Raw genomic sequence first — 18,266 nt, 5'->3', positions numbered from 1 at the left:
AAATTCAAATAGCTATTAATTTTCATGGACTTAACACTGACAGAAAATCACCTAAGGGATCCGAAGTACTATTAAAATGGCTTTTTTATTGCTCTAAATTAGTACAAGTGGAAGTAATTAAACTGAGAATCTTCATCTTGCCTTGAAAGGGGTTCTAGATTGTTGGTCAATAAGCTAAACTTAATTTTAATTATTGTTTCTTTGTACGCTACTATTCCCGCATTTGGATTATCTGACCATTTTGACAAATGTATTTTCTATTATACAAAACAAAGTCCCCGCACTTCAGTGCCTGCCACAAGTATTTTCGGACTAAAAGAATCATTTAGAAAACCATTTTTGGATTCTGATCCAACTTTTCAGCTGCCTATCGTTGATACGAACTTTCGAGCTTTTCCCCTAAGTCGTGCTGTCGACGCCAGCGCCCCCATTCTTGTGGGACGTCAAGGTGAAGGCTACTATATCCTGCGAAAAATTGGAAAAACCTGGAGATCTAACGGGGCAACCGACTATTTTGGTGTTCAAAGCGATCCAACTTGGATTATTTCAACCTTAGGTCCAAAGCTTGCTGCTTTTTTTGGATTTAGAATCATGGAAGACAACTTTATGATTGCGCCGAATAGCGCCTTATTCAATCAAAGAATCAGAGTTATAAATAAATTTCTTAAGCGGAAAGGGTATCAAGAAATCTCTGCACGCTTGGCAGATGAGATTTCAGATGTCATCTCTCGGAATTCTACTCAACATGAAAAGTGGACCTATGCAGAATCTTATATTAGGAGATTTTTTTATGACAACACTTCGCCATTTCAACCAAAAGAAATTGTCCATGATATAGCTCATCATGCAACCGACATCCTTGTTACGAAAGAACAAGAAGCTCCTTTACGCGCTCGTATTGGCATTGCAATCGATTTTGTCGATTTTTTGCGTGAATTTAAATTTGAAGACGATATTTTGGAATTCCCCATATTAACTAATACTAAAAGCAGAGAGGCCGTGATTGGTCTTTTTTTTCAGCTATTGGCACGGGACAGAGACAACTTTTCTGGCAATATTCCTATAAAAGCATTGGATGACATTTATAATAAAGGCTTAAGCAATTACGATAGAAATCTTGATTTATTTAGAATTAAGTACTCGCATTTAGGTGTTGCTTTTTCGGAGCTGCATAGCCCTGATTTTGATGTAGATTTTAATTCTAAATACACAGTCGGTCATTGGTTGGGAAAGGCTTTATTCACTCATTTATTTCCACTTATCCGCGGAGTAGAAAATGAGAAAAAAGATGACTATGTAGGTCTAATGCTATTAAGACAGTATTCGGACAAAGAATTTAATGGAGAAATTAGTCGCCTGAGATCACGCAATCTGAATCGAAATTTAAGGACCGAAATGAGCAAAATGTTTAGATTGTTCGAAAAATTAAAAAAAGCAGAAATGAACACAGTGCTTGCGGAATACGATTCTGATCTTAATGTAATCAGCGGTATCGCATCTCCAGAACATCCGGTTAGAGCATTGAATAAACGTGTTTTCGAATTAAATAAAGCTCTTGGATTCTAACCATAGCAATTTCGATTACGATATCTTCTTACTTGGTCTTGTGGTGAAATAGAACCTGCGCGGAAGCCACTTTCTATAAAAAATCGCCCTTTTAAAAAATTTGGGAAGTGAGTTTTTGAGTTGAACTTACCCTAATCACTCAGTTCATTATTGGAATCAGAACTAGACTTCCTAAGATATTTCTTTTAAATAGGTAAAATCTTTTTCTTCGAGTATTTCTTTTTTTTGAATCAGAGAAAGTAAGTATTCCATGGATTCTTCATTTTTAATGAGATTCTGTACTTCTGCGGTGATGATTTCTATTTCGTGATCTGATAGTTTTCTATTTAGTCCCATACTTTGAATCATATCAATTATCGAGTGACTACTGCCATCTCCCATATTTATTTTTTAAAAAAACTCCCGGCTTAGCCTTCTTTCGGGACTATCAAGTGTAGAATAACGTAGAACACGATACCACCCAACCCCGCAGACAATAACATGAGTGTCAGAAATCCACTTCGGACTAATCCCACTTCCATGTCGTATCTTTTCGATATCCTAGCACACACTCCTAGAACTTTCCTAGTCTGGGCTTTTTCAATTTGATCAACGCGAGGCAATGCAATGGCCAATATTAGATAGGCGAGGATTCCAACGCCAAAAATTAATACTGACGCTAACCATATAATACGAAGCAAAACAACATCTAGACCAAAGATAGGGGCAATTCCACTGCAAACCCCAAAAATAATTCCATCCTCTGATCTAACCCACAGATTTTTGTCATTAACCAATTTCTCCATTAAAAAACTCCTGTTAGTAAAATATCATTTTCAAAATTTATATTTTTAGAATTCTTAAGAATAAGTTTATCCTCCATTTTCGATAGCTCAATGGACTCTGAGTAACTTTGACCTTTTCCAAGAATCATAGGAGCAATAAAAGCATAAACCCGATTCGCCTGATGAGAACTTAAAAAATACTGAAGGGTCTTACTTCCACCTTCAAGCAGAATAGATTTTATTCCCTTTTGAAAAAGTAACTTATTGATTTGATTTAGATCATACTGAGAATCTTTTTTTTCAATCTTAATTATTTGCTCTTCGATTTCAATTGAATTTTCCCTTGAAAGTATTTCATTCTGATTCTGATTCTGATTCTGATTCTGATTCTGATTCTGATTCTGATTCAAGTTTTTGAAATATTCTTTATCAATTAAATAATAAATATTTTTCTGTTGATGTGACTGATAAAATTTTAATTTGCCCCTATTTACAAACACCCGCGCTTTAGGATCAAAAATAATTAATTTATTTTCCTTACTGATTCCATGGCGACGTATATTGAGCTGAGGATTATCCATTAATATGGTATTCGCACCTACCATTGTCGCGTCATAAATACTTCGTAAATATTGTGAGTAATCTCTTGATAAGAGGTTCGTGATCCATTGGCTTTCTCCGCTTGATATGGCCAGTTTCCCATCTAGACTTTGAGCCCACTTTAAAGCGACAAACGCTTTGCTTTCTCGATAATTCAGTAAAAAATTCTCTGCCAATTCTTCAAGCTCGGTATTTAAATCGTGATCGAAACTTTCAGGAGTATAGATAGAAACTTCTTTACCCGCTTGTTTTAAAATGGCAGCACCTTTCCCTGCTACCAAAGGATTTGGATCCTTCAACCCATAGGTTACTTTGGCAATGGGCATTTGAGCCAGAGTTTTAGCACAGGAAGGAGTCTGTCCCTCATGGGCACAGGGCTCTAGAGTCACAATCACATGCGCTCCTTCCAAAGTCTTTACAGGAATATCTTTGATAGCCTCTATCTCTGCATGAGGACCACCAAAAAAATGATGAAAACCTTTTGATAAAAAGTTCCCATTTTTATCTAGAATCACACAGCCTACCATAGGATTAGGAGCAACGTGTACAGCACCTCTGTATGCTTCCAGAATAGCAACTATCATAGCGTCTAAGGTTGACCAGGGATTAGTAACTCTCAAATTATTTTTATCTAGATTTAAAAACTCATTTTCAAGATGAAACCGTTTTACTAAAATTTTGGCTCGGATATCAATGATATCCTTTACAAGACTCATTTTTTCATCCAACTTTGCCAATAATTTGTTAACTCCACTTTTTCCATAATAGTATCTACATGAAGTGGTTGAAGGGTATCAATCATCACGGCTACTTCATCGGTATGAGTTTTCGAATGGACATTTTGAACCGCTTTGGGATGAGGGCCATGGGGAAATCCTGCTGGATGCAAAGTCACCATTCCAGCATGTAAATTATCGCGACTGAAAAAATCCCCAGCATGGTAAAATAACACCTCATCAAAATCTATATTTTGGTGATAAAAAGGAACCTTCAAGGCATCCGTATCTGATTCCAAGGGTCTTGGCAAAAAGGTACAAACAACAAACCCACTGGCAACAAAAGTCGTATGGGCACTGGGGGGAAGATGAACTCGAGCCGACAACATGGGCATCATATCATGGATATGTAATGTCACAGGAAAAAAATCGCCCTTCCAACCGACGGTATCGTAAACACAATCCTCATATAAAAATTTTGTTAATGCTCCAGCTCGTTTAACCTCAATGGTCTTTACAATTAAATTAAGTTCCTTTTTTCGTGCCTGCATCAAATCCAAATCAGGTTTACCAAAGGCCGCAGGATCATAAAAAGCATTTCGACCTACCATACCTCGGTCTGGTTCTTTGTAACCACTCGTTTTCGATTCAATGACTAAGAATTGTGATTCCTCTGAAGTTATAAAAGTATGCTGGCAACACTTTGGCATTAAAATGTATTGCCCCGGAGAATATTTTAACAAACCATACTCTGTGAATATTTCCCCAGACCCTTTATGGCAAAAATACAATGTATCCCCATCAGCATTTCGAAAAGATTTGATTTCATCAGGATTTTTTTTAGGAAGCCAAAGTTGATAAACACCTGCATCCGTATTATAAAATAATCTTTGCCATTGATTATAATGCTTGCTTATTTCAACTAAATCATACAAATGGGGCTTCAGAGGACCCTCGATGTATTTCCATCGAGTACTAGGTTGAGGCTTAATCAAGTGAGATACGGGACCAAAAAACCCTTTGCGACCTTGCTCTTCTTCAAAATGATTATCAGGAATCCCCTTATGTCCTTGGGTTGTAAATCGACCTTGTTGATACTGATGCACAACAACCTCCTTCATTAAAATTCAACGAATACACTCTTTATACTCAGTTCTCTATAAATAACCACGAAGTTTTTGATCTCTTTCTATAGCGTCAAAAAGAGCTTGGAAGTTTCCTTCACCAAAACCAAAATGGTTTTTTCTTTGAATGATCTCAAAAAATATAGGACCGATCACATTTTTAGTAAAGATTTGCAATAGATAGCCATCATGATCCCCGTCCACTAGCACCGCATTGTCTTCCAATTTTTTTACTTCCTCTGTCACGATGGGAAGTCGATCTTTAAGAAGCTCATAATAAGACCTAGGAGGAGGAGTCAAGTATTCTAATTTCTGATTTTTACTCACTTCTAAAGTGCTCAAAATATCATTGGTAATCAAAGCCAAATGTTGAATTCCTGATCCCTTGTACTCTTCTAAGTATTCTTGAATCTGAGATTTCCCTTCCGTAGGTTCATTAATAGGTATGGAAAAAGTACCACAGGGTGATCGCATCACCTTGGAAAGTAATCCCGTTTGTTTCCCCTTGATATCAAAATATCGCACATTTTTAAAATTAAAAATGTGAGAATAAAAATCACACCATTTATCCATTTCACCTTTAGGAACATTGTTAGTAAAATGATCGACATTGACCATACCAAATCCTTTAGGTTCAGCTAAAGGAAAAGCGAGTTTAAATATTTTTTCATAAACTTCCGTTTTATTTTTCTCATCTAAAAAATAAATTAAGGAATCTCCTATCCCATAGATTGCAGGGATATTGACTAGCTTTTTCCCTTCCTTGCCTTCATAAACACGCGCTCCTCGAGATTGCACCAACTTTAATGCCGCCGTAGCATCTTGAACCTTAAAAGCCATCGAACATATAGACGGACCATGTCTTAATGCAAAATTTTCTGCAAATGAATTTGGATCCTGATTAAGAATAAAACTGATTCGACCTTGCCTGTACAGATGTAATTTCTGGCTATCTGATTTAGCTATTTCTAAAAAACCCATTTGTTTAAATAAATTTTCAAATGAAAAACTTGTTGGCCCCGCATACTCAACAAAGTCCACACCTAGAATCCCAACGGGGTTAGCATCTAAAGTAGCCATACTTTCTCCTTTTAGTTCTTTCAATTTTAAGATCAAATCTTTAATTAACCTAAGCACAAGATCCTACATTTTCAAGCAAAAACTCTAAGATTCTGTTTGAAAATAGGCTGGCCAACTCACTCAGCAAACCAAAGCATTGAATATCTTTCTATTGCAATGTACTTCAATATGGAGTACAATCAATTATGTCCGATATTTTTAAAGCTTTCTGGTCCAAGAAGGTCGCAAAACAAATCGATCTATTACCAGAAAATATTGAACGCAAATTTTTTGCCTGGGTTTCGTCAGTTAAGCTTGCTGGCCTTCGAGATACTCGAAAATCGCCAGGATTCCACGATGAACCCCAAAAAGGTAATAGGCAAGGTCAAAGATCTGTGCGTTTAAACAAGGCTTACAGAGCCATTTATGTCCAACAAAGTGACGAAACCATCGAATTTATAGAAGTGATTGAGGTAAATAAACATGAGTACTAAGAATCTTTTAGGTATAGAATCTCTTGAATCTAAATTTGGTCCTATGACTGTTGGATTATTTTTAAAGGCATTTCGCGAGGCCGATGGCCTATCGCAGATTAATTTTGCCAAACGTCTCAAACTTTCCCGCGCCAACTTATGCGATATTGAAAAGGAGCGAAAATTTGTAAGCCCTGAGCGTGCAGCTAAGATAGCAAAACTACTTAAAGTTCCAGAGGCCACCCTCATCAAGCTTTCAATCCAAGATATGCTCCGAGCTGCTAAATTGCAATATACAGTCGATCTCAAGTCTGCATAATGTAACTCCTATCCTATGCTTGCCTATTCTTCACAAATAGCATTAGACTCAACTCCATATGAAATACTTAATTCTTTTATTTTTGATGATGACATTTGGTTCCTGCATCTGGAATACAAAAAAAGATCTAGCTCTTAACGCCGTTAAAGAAAAAATCGAAGTGGAATTGATGGATGAAGGCAAGTCTTCCTTAGAGAAAAAGCCTCTATTTCATAAAAAATTTGTGGACACTTTAATAACAAAAGCTCAGTTTGACATAGAAAATATATTTGAATCAGGTGATGAAACGACGATTCAGATAAAGGTCAAATTAACTCCGCCAGCGGTGAGAAATACTTTAAAAATAATTTTTTCTAAACAAAATGAAAATCGTGAAACAAACTTTAATGGCCCCGAAGCCCTGGCTCTTGTTTATAAAGAGCTCAAGGCCAATCCTAATGACTACTCAGAAAAAACATTAACTGTGAAACTGACTAAAAAGTTGGATTGGAAAGTTCTTTCCGTAAGTCCTTAGATAGATTCTAACTCACTTGTAGTTTATTAAACTTTCTCGAAGGTGCCTTTGGATTTATTTTTTCTTACCTTTGGAACCTCGAAAATTTGATTATGAAAAATGATATAAAATCCTGGATTTAAAACTCTTGTTGCCAGCAAGGCTTCAGTTACATTTTGAGTTGCATCCGAATCTTCAAAACCCATCGGAATCATGGCGCCCGTAAAAATAATTGGAACCGTCGGCTGGGAAATATTTTTCCAACAGTATTCAGCGGTTACGGTCATGGTATCTGTTCCATGCAATATGACTATCGGCGTTTTTCCATAAGCCTGCTTTTTTATGTGATCTAAAATAAGTTTTCGATCTTCATCGGTCATATAAAGAGAGTCTTTACTCATTAATGGATAAACTTGAATTTGTGTTGTTGGCAAACGCAGTTTGGTTGAAATTCTATTTTTGATACTTGTTCCGCGATTTTCTAAGGAACCATCAAATTCATTATAGGTTTTTTCAATAGTTCCCCCAGTTGTAAAAATAAAAATTTCCTGCTGGTTCAAAATACTTCCCCCTATAACTACTTACTTCCAACCGATAACTTCGTAGTTTTTTCTTTGCAAGCAATTTTGTACATACCTTTGTTTTAATGCATCCGGTTTTATTTTATCTTTTGTTTTCTCATCAATATAGGCTCCAGCAACACCCACTCCGGCTCCAATGGCGGCACCTCCAGCAGCTCCTTGAATCCCATTTCCACTGACGGCACCTAAAACACCACCAAGAACAGCCCCCTGAGCGGCCTGTCTTCCCATTTGTTTTTTCATTTTATCATCTTTATGTTTTGCTAAATAACTATCTGCCTTATCTAAACATTCATCAATGTCTTTTTCAGCCCTTGCCTCGCCCACTTGATTATATTTTTTATTTTCATCTAAAATGGGACGAAAAGAAGAACAAGCTGATAAAAAAAGACCCATTATCGTTACAAAATATAATTTTTTCTTCATTTTTTTAACTCCCATTTTTAATTTTTAGATCAAAGTAATCAGAACTCTTTTTGATTACTTTTAAAAGGAGGTTCAATAATTGTTCCAATTGTAAAACTCATAGAAAGTTCTAAAATGAAGAAGTTCGATGTTTCTCATGTAAAGGAATTAGACAAAGGCAAAAAATGTCAATGTTGGTGTCTTCTTTAATTAAATGAGTAGATCAAATTCAAACTAGAAGTGCCGTTTTGAACAAATTGTCCCAGACTCACTCGGTTCAAAGGATTCACATTGGTAAGCTCAATTAAAGAAGATTGGCCATAACTTAAAATGCCGGAACTTCCTCTATTGGAAGTGTATTCATCAACCCAATAGAGGATTTCCAAAATGGAATTGGTCGTAACAATTTGTCGAACCAAAAAATGAACTAAAAACTGAGCCCTAGCAGAGGAGTTCGTCGATTGACAGTAGACTCTCCAATCATTTGGAAGATTAATAACAGGCCTATGAATGCAATTCCAGGTAGGACCTGGTTCATGAGGAATAATCGAAAAGCTTAATTGATTTGATTGGATTGGAATTGATTGTATGCCTTTGTTTTTAAGAATGAATTCTTTACCGTAGGAAGGTATAAAATATAGTGATAAAAAGAAGAAATATAAAAGTGATAATAATTTTGATCGTTCCATTGAAACTCTGTTCTGTTGTTGAATCTTTAAATTTCACCCATTTGAAAGCAGTTGCTCGGTTTTCGCAACGAATTTTTAGCATTTAGCTAAATAATTCTATCGAGTGACTTTCACCATTTTTAGGTACCCAAAAAAAACTGGGATCTAGCTTTTTGTTTTGCAGAACCAATGCAAGGTCTTTTTCTGGATCATTAATCCCTTCGTCGCTGAAATTAAAGGTTCCAAAATGAATTCCCATTGCCGTAGTTGCCTTAAGTATTAAGGCCGCCTCTACGGCATCTTCTGGGTTCATATGGGCTTCTTTCATAAACCATCTAGGTTCATAGGCTCCAATCGGTAGCATCGCTAAATCGATGTTAGGAAATTTTTGAGAAATTAAATTGAAGTGCGAGCCAAAACCCGTGTCTCCCGCAAAAAATATAGTCTGCTCACGATGCTTAATGATAAATCCTCCCCATAAAGATTTGTTCGTGTCAAAAATTCCTCTTTTTGACCAATGTTGAGCCGGGACAAAAGTAATCCTTAAATCATTTTTTTTATACTCCTGCCACCAATCCATCTCGACAAATTGATTTGTCTTCAGAATCTCTCTTGGAAAATAGCGCTTCACTCCCAAGGGAAGGAGGAATGTCGTATGGCGATTCCTCCCAAGTTCTTTAACTGTAGGCAAATCGAGATGATCATAATGATTATGACTGATCAGAACAAAATCAATAGGCGGCAAATCTTGAATCTTAATTCCAGGATCACGGTATCGACGTACGATTCCAAACGGAGCGATTGTCTCTAATAATACAGGATCTGTTAAAATTGATACTCCAGCAAACTGAACTAAAACCGTAGCATGATTTACAAAAGTGACCCGATATCCATTTTCAGGTACCAAAGATTCTAGATCAGGATAAAGATTATCTCGCACTTTTTCCTTTGGCCACGGTTTTTTCTTTGATTGAAACCGCCATTTCAAAACATCTAAAAAACTCTTTTGCGAGAGCTTCTTATCATAATTAAAAAATGCAGATCCATCGAAATGATCGGATTTTTCACCATGCTTTTTGAAAAACATTTTGTAAAAAGTTTCTAAAATCGCCATAATTCATTCTGGGATATTTTCAGGGGTTGGCATAGGCCTCAAATCGAGGCCGCAGGAGGGAGACGACTGAGGCTTGGCAAGACCAAGTCGCAGGGAGTCCGGCCGACGAGAACGAAGAGTTGAGGTCTATGCCAACCCCTCAGGGTTATTTTTGTGCACTTATCAATTCAGGAAGTATTCCTGATGACTTTGGTAACAGTATCAGCTCGCCCTTATTTTCTGTCATTTTTTCAAACTCGAGAGTGGCAAACAAAGCGTCTGCGACGTCTTTATCTTTAGCTATTTCTTGCAGAACTTGTCCCAGTATCTCAGGGCGAATAGCTGAAGCCTTCGCAAATTCAACAGAAGCCGTTCGTTGCGCCGAGCTCGTAATGATATTCACTTGGTTCTCTCCATCTTGCTTAATAGCACCTGTCACCTGACGTAATCGATTCACCACTTTGCTTTCAATTTCTTTAATCATGTTATGATCTCGGAAGTGGACCTTGCGAATATAAACAGATCCTAATTTATACCCCCACTCTTGAGATTTTTGTGTGACTTCTTCACGAACCTGTTGACTCAGTTGATGACGATCTGAAAGCAGCTTCACTAAAGGTAAATTACTCAAAGTTCTGACGGTGGCATTGCTTACATTGGCCGATAAAGAACCCTTCGGATCCGTATTTTTAAATAAATAATCCAAGGGATTGCTGATGTACATTTCATACCAAATCCCTACGCCCATGGGGGCACCTTCTTCTGAATTTACCGGCTGACTTCGAAGATAGACCTGATCCATTCTTAAGTCTAAAACATAGACCTTACCTAAAAAATTAATAATCAATGCTTTCCATGTCAATCGAGGCCACAAAAAATGAAGCCCCGGTTTATCCACGATGGCTACCACCTTGCCGAAAAGAGTGTACACCTGGCAAGTGGCCTCATAAACTGTGGTATAAAACAAAAAGAACCTAAGGATTTTTAAAGTTAAGATTTCAAATAAAACTGCGGCAAAAAAACCAAAAATGATTTCCATATTTTACTCCGTCGGGTAGATGATTTTATCAGCTTTTTTAAGAACATTCAGACGTGCGTTTCTAACAAAATTTTTCAAAACATCCGCACCACTGGCTTTGAGTTGTTTAAGCTGAAACGAAAGAGCAATCAAAGGTTGAACCTCAGCCTGTGCCTTTAAAGTTTCGATTTCCACTGCTCTTCGAGATTGAACAATGGTTTGATCGGCAAGTGACTTTGCTAAACTGATTTCTGAAGAAACATTGTTATGTGCCGTATTAATAGCCGCCAGTGCAGATTCTACTTCATGAGGCGGTTCAATACCTGTAATCAAAGACGCCTCCAGAATGATCCCATAGCGCGCATTTGAGCTTTGACATTCGCTGACCATGATATCGTTAATATCTTTTAAATTTTTCCTGAGATCATTAATCGAAACATTCTCTGTAATATTGACTTCACCCGATATTTGAACTTCTTTGCTTTCGGAACCAAAATTAGCAATCCGTTGCCGTAGGATGGCCACAAAATATCCCATAACATGGACAATGGGATTCTTAATACCAAAAACATAGGCATAAAGATTTTGTTCAGAGATCTTATACCTGATTTGCCCTTTGAGTCCGATATTGAGTTGATCTTTGGTTACGGCTTCAAGCAAAGTTCCATTATTATTGGCACTCATACTTTCCAAATCTTGTGCCATGTTCATTGTTTCTGTTGCCACTGAAACTTTGATCACACTCTCCCATGGAAATTTAAAATGCAAGCCCGGACCTATGGACTCGATTAACGGGAAATTATAGCGTTTTTTTTCTTCAGCGGTTAACGACTCGGCTGGAGGTGTAGAGGCTGACATATGCTCACCCAATCTCTGGGCTCTGCCAAAAACGGTTTTAACCCCTCGTTCATTTTGATCGATGGTAAAAAAACCAAACAAGATACACCTCAGAAAAAAATAAATCAAAACACCCATTATAAATAACATTTTATTTCCTTTGCCTTAGCTTCTATATCAAACTTCTTTCCATTGGATACCCACGGATCATCACCCCTTGAATAATTGGACCTGTTAACTCACCTGTTTGAATAAAACCATATTTTTTATAAAAATCCAACGAAGTTATTGTCGATTTAAGGGTTATTATAATGAATGCCACAATTGATCATTTATAAAGGAATTTCTGTCATCGTGGTTTTTCCTCGCCTAATAAGCAACTTGATTGCCGTGCCATCAAATCTCGTTTTGTCTTGTGTCACTTCAGCCGTCCACCCAATTAACTGCCGGCTTTTTATTGGAAAGACATCACCAAAATTCACTCGTTGAGGCAGATCAACAGTCGTTTGGGAAATCAGAGGGCGCCCTGCTAATGCTGTGAACTGAACCCTTAGATTTTGCCTCTCATGGGAGGCATTGGCTATAGAAAAAATATGATAGGTTGTTAATTCAGAACAAGAGGTTTCATTACCTTCGTTAAAATGACAGGCGTCCAATATCTCTCCATTGCTACTTTTAAGTGGAATTCCGCTTCGAACGGGAACTAAATTTGTTGAAAAATCAGATGCCGTTATGAGCCTTGCCTCAAGTGAATTAATATCCGGATCAATCGTCAAATGGCGATAATAGCGATAATAAATCTCGTGAATGACTAAAGCACTTTTACTTAGGGAATCCATGGCATTCCAAATTTCTCTATCAATAACTACAATATTCTCTAGATCATAAAAAATAGCCAGAGGTTCTATTTTGCATCCTAAAGGAACACTGATTTTTAAACCTAGATCATCAAGATTCGGCAGCTTCTCATCTTCAGAAAGCCAAATAGAAATCTTCTGGAACTTTTCAACGTTTTCAATCATTTCTTGTTCCGTGATGTCAGGATGACTTCCTTGAAGTCGGTAACCATTTTTTACAGCCCGTACATAATCGCGCATCACATTACCTGAGCTTTTCATTAGCTCAAAACCATAAACTGTGCGAGCTTCATAAAGGTCCAGAAGTTCGGCAGAAACAATTTGATCTGTGCCACTTCGACAAACAACGGCAAACCCGCCCCCACTTGTAGATGGTCCCGATGCCTTTACCTCCATCGAAATCATTAATCCAAACACAATGAATAAATTTAAATATACAATACGTTTCATAAAAACCCCCATTTCTTATTACAAGAATATTTTGGTTATGAGAAGCATACAAATAATTTATTATAAAACAATACATAGTTTTGTTATATATTATTACTATGAAAAATATTTTTGAATACAATTCCTATAAGAAGTTCCTTCACGACTTAATTTTGAGCCAGGGGCGAGGAGCCGTAAGTCATCTTGCAAAAGCAGCAGGATGCAACCGGACTTATTTATCACAAGTTTTGAATTCAAAAGTTCAACTAACGGCTGACCACATTTATGGTATTGCAGATTATGTTGGTTTCACAAGCGAAGAACAGGACTTTCTTATTCTGCTCCTTCATTATGAGAGATCAGCAAATAGAAAGATACAAGAAAAATTAAAAATTAAAATCGAAAGCATAGCTCAAGAAAATTTGGAATTAAGCAAAAAAATTTATCAAAAGAAAGACAGTTTTGAGATTTCAGAATTTATGAAAACAAAATATTACTCCAATTGGAAGTATACAGCCATTCACACCCTTTCCAGTATTCCTTCGTTTCAATCCAATTCTGCGATCGCTAAAAAGATTAGTCTCTCAGAATCGACAACGTTGACTATCTTAAAAGAGTTGAGAGAAATGGGACTTGTTCATCAAAAAGGAAATAGGTGGATTCACTCTGGTACTAATATTCACACACCAGCAGGGTCCCCCCACACAACGCTCAACCATATGAACTGGAGACTTAAGTCTTTAGATGACCTCAACTCTAAGAGTTCGGTGCACTACACGACTTTATTTTCACTAAGTAAGGACGATTGGGACATCTTACGTAGGCAACTGCTGAGCTTCATAGAAAAACAACGCGACCAAATCCATAATTCAGGAGTAGAGGAAGTCTATTGTTTTTGTTGTGATTTATTTCAACCAATGGAGTGATAAAACAAAATTTATTTCTTCTAAGAAACCAAGAGCTGTTAGGAGCCTGTCCCCAAAAGGTCAGATACAAGGCGTGATTCCGTCAAAAAATTCGTGGAGGCTTACTTTATAGTTGTTTCAATACTTGTCTGGCAACTTCTCTCGATTTGTTTATGCTTGCAGCATGAGTCTTTCTAATCTTTAGATTTTAGAAAATTGGAACTGCAGCCGCCCCTTGATTTGTTTGGAAGTTTTTCTTGGCTGAAATCTTCCACATCATAGGGATAAACCATGTCACTCATCCCGTCAGATCCTTGATCATTAAGAAGTAATGTTTGCAAAACTTTTCCATTTTTAACTAATTCAAAAACACCAGCAGCTTTAATTTGAAAAGAAACATTCTTTAAAACCTTTTTTTTGTTCTCAGAATCTTGATAAGTCAAAGTTGATTGGTTCATGCTATAAGTCGATGTCACGAATGGCTCTGTAAAGGCGCACTTAATAATATCTGCATGGGTGATCGAAGCCAGCAACAATACAAAAGTCACAGCAAGTTTTTTCATAAATTAAATCTCCTCAATAAAGTGAAAATGATTTTTAAATCGAATACGAATTTATATGAGGTCTAGCATGCAACACACTGCACACGCCAGTGTCATCATTTTAACAGTTAAAAATTACAGACACCTCGCCTAAAAAATTTATTTTCTTAATTATTGTTTTTTAAAGACAAATTCATTTTTTAAAGACACGTTCATTATTTAAGTACACTTCTTGCAGAACTTTATTTTTAAATTTACTTAATCCATTTTTCAGCGTGGGGTGAGATAAAAACCTTTCAGGTTCGTCATTGAGCTTTAAAATTCCGTTCTGCTCACTGTCTCTTAAGGCTTCTAGCAAAAGTGTCACATTTGCCTCTTCTATAGGAGAATCGGAACCAAAGAAAAGGGGAACCTTGGCCTTTCTTAACAATTCCCACTGGAAAAGATTTTTCATCAAGGTTGAATTGATTTTTGCTTTAATCCATTTTTTATCTGACAACCAATGACTGGGTTGCATATGACATTTAACATGCAAGGACTTCATTTCACTCACTGTTTTTGACGAAACTAACTCTACATGCTCTAAATTTAATATTCCTGTGATCTTTTCTTTTTGCAATTCTTTGGCACATTGAACGACCTCGCTGACAGCTTGATCCCCAAGAGTATGAACACTGATTTGTAGTCCGCTGCCCCAGGCTAACCTCATCGCTGCCTTCACCTCTTCGCTTCGCCAAAGTCTGAGGCCATAAGCCCCCGCAACAGATCCGGAAGTCCCTAGATAGGGCTCGGAAAGCAAGGCCGTCTCTGAACTTAAAGAGCCATCATAAAATAATTTAACTCCCTGAATTTGGAGATGCGAGAGTTTCGTTTCTTTTTCCTTATTAATAAGCGGTAAAATTACATTTTCTAATTCCTGTAAACTTTCAAAATGAAAGTTAATCTCGGCTTGTATTTTAAGTTGTTTTGTGTTTTCTAACTCAACCAACACCTTCCATTGCTCTAAGGAACAGGTCATATCTCTGATATGAGTGTACCCATTTTTCAAAAAATAATTCTGCCCTTCCAATAAATAGTTTTTTATTTCTATTGACGTTAATGCTGGCAGGCTTCGAAGCAATGCATAGAAACCACTTTCTTTGAGAATTCCCGTTGGTTGATTCGCTTCATCTCTTTCTAAAAATTTTCCTAAATCTTTATCTTCTTTAAATTTTTCTTTAAAGATCTCGATACCCACAGAATTTAACAAACAACTGTGGGCATCCTTTTTAATAAAACAAATAGGCACTTTAAGTGATAACTTATCCAAAACCGAGAAATGTGGAGGAGTAAGGAATTGATCCTCTCGCCAGCCAAAACCCATTAGCCAAGAACCTTTAAACGCTTTTTTTTCAATTTCTGCAAAGTTTAATGATTCTAAGGACGATAACTCGAAGGATGGAAATTTTTCTAGATCTAAAAATGATTTTTTTTCTCCTGTCATCAGCCAATGGACATGACTATCATAACAGCTAATGATCTCTAGATCCGAATCCATTTTTATCTACCATTTAAATTGGGAGGGCTCGCACTGCCTCCAATACTTGATCCTGGCAACGTAGAAACCCCAGGAATCGAACTAAATCCCCCACTCACTCCACCAAAACCAGGAGTCGAATAAGGAGTTCCCAAATAGCCCGTGCTTCCAGCCATTCCACCACCGTACTGAACTTGCTGATATCGCTGCAATAGCCCAGCTAATTCTGTTTGCAATCCAGACATGGCTCGTTGTTTTTGCGCTTCATTTTCATAGTAACGCATTTGTTGCTGCATCAACGCCTGCTGTTGTTGCAGCTGCATCTGCATCATCTGTACGTTTCCAGTTCCCATTCCACCAAGTCCGCCGATTCCGCCCAGGCCACCGAGACCACCAAGTCCACCGCCTAAGCCGCCAAGCCCTGCCATCCCACCAAGTCCACCGAGTCCGCCCAGGCCACCGCCCAGACCGCCCAATCCCATGATTCCAGGCATGCCGCCAAGACCACCGAGTCCACCGAGACCTCCAAGGCCACTAAGTCCTCCCAAGCCACCCAAGCCCGCTCCACCAATGGCTCCATAGGGTGATCCCCCCAAAGCGGCATAGGGATTCATTAATCCACCCCCAATACCTCCTAAAGCTCCCATGCCTCCTAAGCCAGCCATTCCACCCATTCCGCCGAGCCCCCCCATTCCACTGAGGGCGGCTAAAGAGTAGGGATCCATTCCATTAAGCCCACCGATTCCGTTCATTCCTGCTAGGCCTGGTAAAGATAATCCCAATTGCCCACCAGCCATCATTTGTGGGTACATTCCCATTCCCGTGGAGTTCAAGCCCCAAGGCCCATTCATTCCCCATGGCGCCATTCCCGGAAGGTAAGCTCCTCCACCCATGGCACCGCCCATAGCCCACTGAGGAGTCCCGAAGGCTCCACCGACTTGTCCCATTCCTCCCAAAGCTGCGTAAGGACCATAGGCCCCACCCATTCCCCCAATTCCTCCGGCCATACCAGCGCAGCCAAAACCACCCTGCCCTAGCCCCGCGCCAATAGCCCCTAATGCATAGGGTGCCGCTGCCGACATGGGAGAGATCATCGGTGATAGATTTGTCGGAAATCCTAATTGGGCATTTTTATCTGAAATAGTGTTAATAGCGTAGTTATTCGTGTTTTGTGTACCTTTGTAAGTTAACAACGCCATCAGTGAGTTTCCGATCAGGCCTCCCCAATTAGGTTCTCGACTTTGAAATGAAGCACTCGATCCACCCGTTAAACAGGAAATACAAATTCCACCTTCGCGCATCTCTTCCAATTTCTGTCTATTAGCCTCTTTGGTGGCTTCGGTCATGGCTTCTTTGTTTTCCTTGATGCTGTCATTGGCTAAGCTGATGGCATCTTTTAGAGCTTCGATTTCATTTTTCAAAGTTTCTTCCAAAGCCTTTGCCTTTGGATAACCAAGAATAGCGCCTTGACAGTCATTCTTGTTAACCCGAGCATTCTCTGAAATCCACAGATAGGTTTTTGAACATATTTCAGCTCTTAACTGCGCTTTGGGGTTATTCTCAAGATCACAGACCTCACTCCATTCTTTTTTTAGTTTTTTACTATCTATTTTTAAATTGAGGGGTTTGCTGGTATCACTTTCTGCAGACGCCGGAAGTCGCGAAACATCCTTAGTAAAAACATCAAAGGAACCTTTTTCACCACCTCTAGGATTTCTGACCCTTGGAGTGGTTGCTGGAGGTGGAGGTGTGGGATTTCCCCTTGGCTGAGCTGGCCTTGCTTGCTGTTTCTGAGGTGCAGGCTCCTGCTCAAGCTCTTCTGGTGGGGCTTTAGTTGCCGCTTTTGCGATTGCATCCGCCGTCACCGCATCCACACCATCCGGTTTGGTTTCAACTCTCGCTGAAGTCGCTGGCGTTGTCGCTGTTTCCTCATCTGCAGGGGGGCTATAAAAACCTTTGTAGTCCTGACATCGATAATAATTATCCATATGGTTTTTAATAAATGAATAGGATTCAGAGCTAAATGAATTTCTTAACTTGGTATCGTATTTACGTAGGTCAGCTTGTACTTTTCTTAATTGTTCTTGCTTTTTTGACTTTTCTCTTTGATCAGCGGAAATTTGTTTTTTTATAGCATCAATATCGTCTAAATAACTTTGCGCTTCTGATCCCATCGAGACGTTATAACCACAGCCTTGAAGTCCCCCTTGCAAGCCATATCCATAATAACCTTGAGCCTTCAGCAGTAGCGGCATCATCAATAACATCAAAATATATGAGAACTTCATAATTTCTCCTTGA

The 18,266-nt window shown here is 38.3% G+C and carries 21 protein-coding genes; 5 read left to right on the top strand and 16 right to left on the bottom strand.

Annotation, left to right across the window (positions count from 1 at the left end):
- Nucleotides 1–159: 159 nt before the first annotated feature.
- Nucleotides 160–1,566: a hypothetical protein gene (locus tag J0M15_04955; GenBank protein ID MBN8536377.1), complete on the top strand. Its 1,407-nt coding sequence runs from the start codon at nucleotides 160–162 to the stop codon at nucleotides 1,564–1,566.
- Nucleotides 1,567–1,737: 171 nt separating this feature from the next.
- Here J0M15_04955 and J0M15_04950 read toward each other — a convergent pair whose 3' ends face one another.
- The 5 genes from J0M15_04950 to hppD are packed head-to-tail and all read right to left on the bottom strand — an operon-like array spanning nucleotide 1,738 to nucleotide 5,850.
- On the bottom strand, nucleotides 1,738–1,947 hold the full coding sequence (locus J0M15_04950) for a hypothetical protein (protein ID MBN8536376.1): 210 nt from the start codon (nucleotides 1,945–1,947) through the stop codon (nucleotides 1,738–1,740).
- A 26-nt stretch (nucleotides 1,948–1,973) separates the two neighbouring features.
- A complete protein-coding gene (locus J0M15_04945) occupies nucleotides 1,974–2,351 on the bottom strand; it encodes a PspC domain-containing protein (protein ID MBN8536375.1) in 378 nt (125 codons plus the stop codon).
- Entirely contained in the window at nucleotides 2,351–3,646 is a 1,296-nt protein-coding gene (gene ribD, locus J0M15_04940) for a bifunctional diaminohydroxyphosphoribosylaminopyrimidine deaminase/5-amino-6-(5-phosphoribosylamino)uracil reductase RibD (protein MBN8536374.1), read from the bottom strand. Before ribD ends, J0M15_04945 begins: the two co-directional genes overlap by 1 nt.
- Nucleotides 3,643–4,752 carry a homogentisate 1,2-dioxygenase gene (locus J0M15_04935; protein MBN8536373.1) on the bottom strand — a complete coding sequence of 370 codons (1,110 nt, stop codon included), beginning with the start codon at nucleotides 4,750–4,752 and terminating at the stop codon, nucleotides 3,643–3,645. The genes ribD and J0M15_04935 overlap by 4 nt, the downstream gene beginning before the upstream one ends.
- A 51-nt stretch (nucleotides 4,753–4,803) precedes the next feature.
- Entirely contained in the window at nucleotides 4,804–5,850 is a 1,047-nt protein-coding gene (hppD, locus tag J0M15_04930) for a 4-hydroxyphenylpyruvate dioxygenase (GenBank protein ID MBN8536372.1), read from the bottom strand.
- 185 nt (nucleotides 5,851–6,035) lie between these two features.
- Between hppD and J0M15_04925 the strand changes: the two genes are divergently transcribed.
- From J0M15_04925 to J0M15_04915, 3 genes are read left to right on the top strand one after another with little or no spacing between them, the layout of a single operon-like run.
- A complete protein-coding gene (locus tag J0M15_04925; protein ID MBN8536371.1) occupies nucleotides 6,036–6,323 on the top strand; it encodes a hypothetical protein in 288 nt (95 codons plus the stop codon).
- Entirely contained in the window at nucleotides 6,313–6,621 is a 309-nt protein-coding gene (locus J0M15_04920) for a helix-turn-helix transcriptional regulator (protein ID MBN8536370.1), read from the top strand. Before J0M15_04925 ends, J0M15_04920 begins: the two co-directional genes overlap by 11 nt.
- Nucleotides 6,622–6,679: 58 nt before the next feature.
- Nucleotides 6,680–7,135: a hypothetical protein gene (locus J0M15_04915; protein MBN8536369.1), complete on the top strand. Its 456-nt coding sequence runs from the start codon at nucleotides 6,680–6,682 to the stop codon at nucleotides 7,133–7,135.
- A 26-nt stretch (nucleotides 7,136–7,161) separates the two neighbouring features.
- Here the strand turns inward: J0M15_04915 and J0M15_04910 are convergent, their stop codons facing one another.
- From J0M15_04910 to J0M15_04875, 8 genes are all read right to left on the bottom strand, one after another.
- Complete coding sequence (locus tag J0M15_04910; protein ID MBN8536368.1) at nucleotides 7,162–7,689, bottom strand: asparaginase; 528 nt, start codon at nucleotides 7,687–7,689, stop codon at nucleotides 7,162–7,164.
- 6 nt (nucleotides 7,690–7,695) lie between these two features.
- A complete protein-coding gene (locus J0M15_04905; GenBank protein MBN8536367.1) occupies nucleotides 7,696–8,121 on the bottom strand; it encodes a cell envelope biogenesis protein OmpA in 426 nt (141 codons plus the stop codon).
- A gap of 185 nt (nucleotides 8,122–8,306) precedes the next feature.
- The gene (locus J0M15_04900; GenBank protein ID MBN8536366.1) at nucleotides 8,307–8,789 is read right to left on the bottom strand and encodes a hypothetical protein; all 483 of its coding nucleotides are present in this window, start codon (nucleotides 8,787–8,789) and stop codon (nucleotides 8,307–8,309) included.
- A gap of 82 nt (nucleotides 8,790–8,871) precedes the next feature.
- On the bottom strand, nucleotides 8,872–9,882 hold the full coding sequence (locus tag J0M15_04895; GenBank protein MBN8536365.1) for an MBL fold metallo-hydrolase: 1,011 nt from the start codon (nucleotides 9,880–9,882) through the stop codon (nucleotides 8,872–8,874).
- A 145-nt stretch (nucleotides 9,883–10,027) separates the two neighbouring features.
- On the bottom strand, nucleotides 10,028–10,900 hold the full coding sequence (locus J0M15_04890) for an SPFH/Band 7/PHB domain protein (protein MBN8536364.1): 873 nt from the start codon (nucleotides 10,898–10,900) through the stop codon (nucleotides 10,028–10,030).
- Between the two features lie 3 nt (nucleotides 10,901–10,903).
- Nucleotides 10,904–11,866, bottom strand: a complete 963-nt coding sequence (locus J0M15_04885) for an SPFH domain-containing protein (protein ID MBN8536363.1) — start codon at nucleotides 11,864–11,866, stop codon at nucleotides 10,904–10,906.
- A 22-nt stretch (nucleotides 11,867–11,888) separates the two neighbouring features.
- Nucleotides 11,889–12,038 (bottom strand): hypothetical protein, encoded by a 150-nt coding sequence (locus tag J0M15_04880; protein ID MBN8536362.1) that lies wholly within the window; start codon nucleotides 12,036–12,038, stop codon nucleotides 11,889–11,891.
- Nucleotides 12,039–12,048: 10 nt separating this feature from the next.
- Complete coding sequence (locus J0M15_04875) at nucleotides 12,049–13,023, bottom strand: hypothetical protein (GenBank protein ID MBN8536361.1); 975 nt, start codon at nucleotides 13,021–13,023, stop codon at nucleotides 12,049–12,051.
- 98 nt (nucleotides 13,024–13,121) lie between these two features.
- Here J0M15_04875 and J0M15_04870 point away from each other — a divergent pair, with 98 nt between their 5' ends.
- On the top strand, nucleotides 13,122–13,928 hold the full coding sequence (locus J0M15_04870) for a TIGR02147 family protein (protein MBN8536360.1): 807 nt from the start codon (nucleotides 13,122–13,124) through the stop codon (nucleotides 13,926–13,928).
- 173 nt (nucleotides 13,929–14,101) lie between these two features.
- On the opposite strand, the gene J0M15_04865 is transcribed toward J0M15_04870, so the two are convergent.
- The 3 genes from J0M15_04865 to J0M15_04855 all read right to left on the bottom strand — a co-directional run bounded on the left by J0M15_04865 (nucleotide 14,102) and on the right by J0M15_04855 (nucleotide 18,253).
- Entirely contained in the window at nucleotides 14,102–14,470 is a 369-nt protein-coding gene (locus J0M15_04865) for a hypothetical protein (protein MBN8536359.1), read from the bottom strand.
- 172 nt (nucleotides 14,471–14,642) lie between these two features.
- Nucleotides 14,643–15,986 carry an amidohydrolase family protein gene (locus J0M15_04860; protein ID MBN8536358.1) on the bottom strand — a complete coding sequence of 448 codons (1,344 nt, stop codon included), beginning with the start codon at nucleotides 15,984–15,986 and terminating at the stop codon, nucleotides 14,643–14,645.
- Nucleotides 15,987–15,988: 2 nt separating this feature from the next.
- Nucleotides 15,989–18,253, bottom strand: coding sequence for a hypothetical protein (locus J0M15_04855; GenBank protein ID MBN8536357.1), 2,265 nt, complete (start codon nucleotides 18,251–18,253; stop codon nucleotides 15,989–15,991).
- Nucleotides 18,254–18,266: the final 13 nt, after the last annotated feature.

Source organism: Deltaproteobacteria bacterium, from assembly GCA_017302835.1.
Lineage (GTDB): Bacteria > Bdellovibrionota > Bdellovibrionia > Bdellovibrionales > Bdellovibrionaceae > UBA2316.
Note: the sequence above shows the minus strand (reverse complement) of the source record. Positions and strands in the feature narration are given on the sequence as shown.

Excerpts from the sequence above, each read along its gene's own strand:
- J0M15_04875 (MBN8536361.1), bottom strand. The coding sequence starts at position 13,023 with ATGAAACGTATTGTATATTTAAATTTATTCATTGTGTTTGGATTAATG.
- J0M15_04865 (MBN8536359.1), bottom strand. The coding sequence starts at position 14,470 with ATGAAAAAACTTGCTGTGACTTTTGTATTGTTGCTGGCTTCGATCACC.
- ribD (MBN8536374.1), bottom strand. The coding sequence starts at position 3,646 with ATGAGTCTTGTAAAGGATATCATTGATATCCGAGCCAAAATTTTAGTA.
- J0M15_04925 (MBN8536371.1), top strand. The coding sequence starts at position 6,036 with ATGTCCGATATTTTTAAAGCTTTCTGGTCCAAGAAGGTCGCAAAACAA.
- J0M15_04890 (MBN8536364.1), bottom strand. The coding sequence starts at position 10,900 with ATGGAAATCATTTTTGGTTTTTTTGCCGCAGTTTTATTTGAAATCTTA.
- J0M15_04870 (MBN8536360.1), top strand. The coding sequence starts at position 13,122 with ATGAAAAATATTTTTGAATACAATTCCTATAAGAAGTTCCTTCACGAC.
- J0M15_04920 (MBN8536370.1), top strand. The coding sequence starts at position 6,313 with ATGAGTACTAAGAATCTTTTAGGTATAGAATCTCTTGAATCTAAATTT.
- J0M15_04895 (MBN8536365.1), bottom strand. The coding sequence starts at position 9,882 with ATGGCGATTTTAGAAACTTTTTACAAAATGTTTTTCAAAAAGCATGGT.
- hppD (MBN8536372.1), bottom strand. The coding sequence starts at position 5,850 with ATGGCTACTTTAGATGCTAACCCCGTTGGGATTCTAGGTGTGGACTTT.
- J0M15_04915 (MBN8536369.1), top strand. The coding sequence starts at position 6,680 with ATGAAATACTTAATTCTTTTATTTTTGATGATGACATTTGGTTCCTGC.
- J0M15_04860 (MBN8536358.1), bottom strand. The coding sequence starts at position 15,986 with ATGGATTCGGATCTAGAGATCATTAGCTGTTATGATAGTCATGTCCAT.
- J0M15_04905 (MBN8536367.1), bottom strand. The coding sequence starts at position 8,121 with ATGAAGAAAAAATTATATTTTGTAACGATAATGGGTCTTTTTTTATCA.
- J0M15_04885 (MBN8536363.1), bottom strand. The coding sequence starts at position 11,866 with ATGTTATTTATAATGGGTGTTTTGATTTATTTTTTTCTGAGGTGTATC.
- J0M15_04855 (MBN8536357.1), bottom strand. The coding sequence starts at position 18,253 with ATGAAGTTCTCATATATTTTGATGTTATTGATGATGCCGCTACTGCTG.
- J0M15_04950 (MBN8536376.1), bottom strand. The coding sequence starts at position 1,947 with ATGGGAGATGGCAGTAGTCACTCGATAATTGATATGATTCAAAGTATG.
- J0M15_04945 (MBN8536375.1), bottom strand. The coding sequence starts at position 2,351 with ATGGAGAAATTGGTTAATGACAAAAATCTGTGGGTTAGATCAGAGGAT.
- J0M15_04900 (MBN8536366.1), bottom strand. The coding sequence starts at position 8,789 with ATGGAACGATCAAAATTATTATCACTTTTATATTTCTTCTTTTTATCA.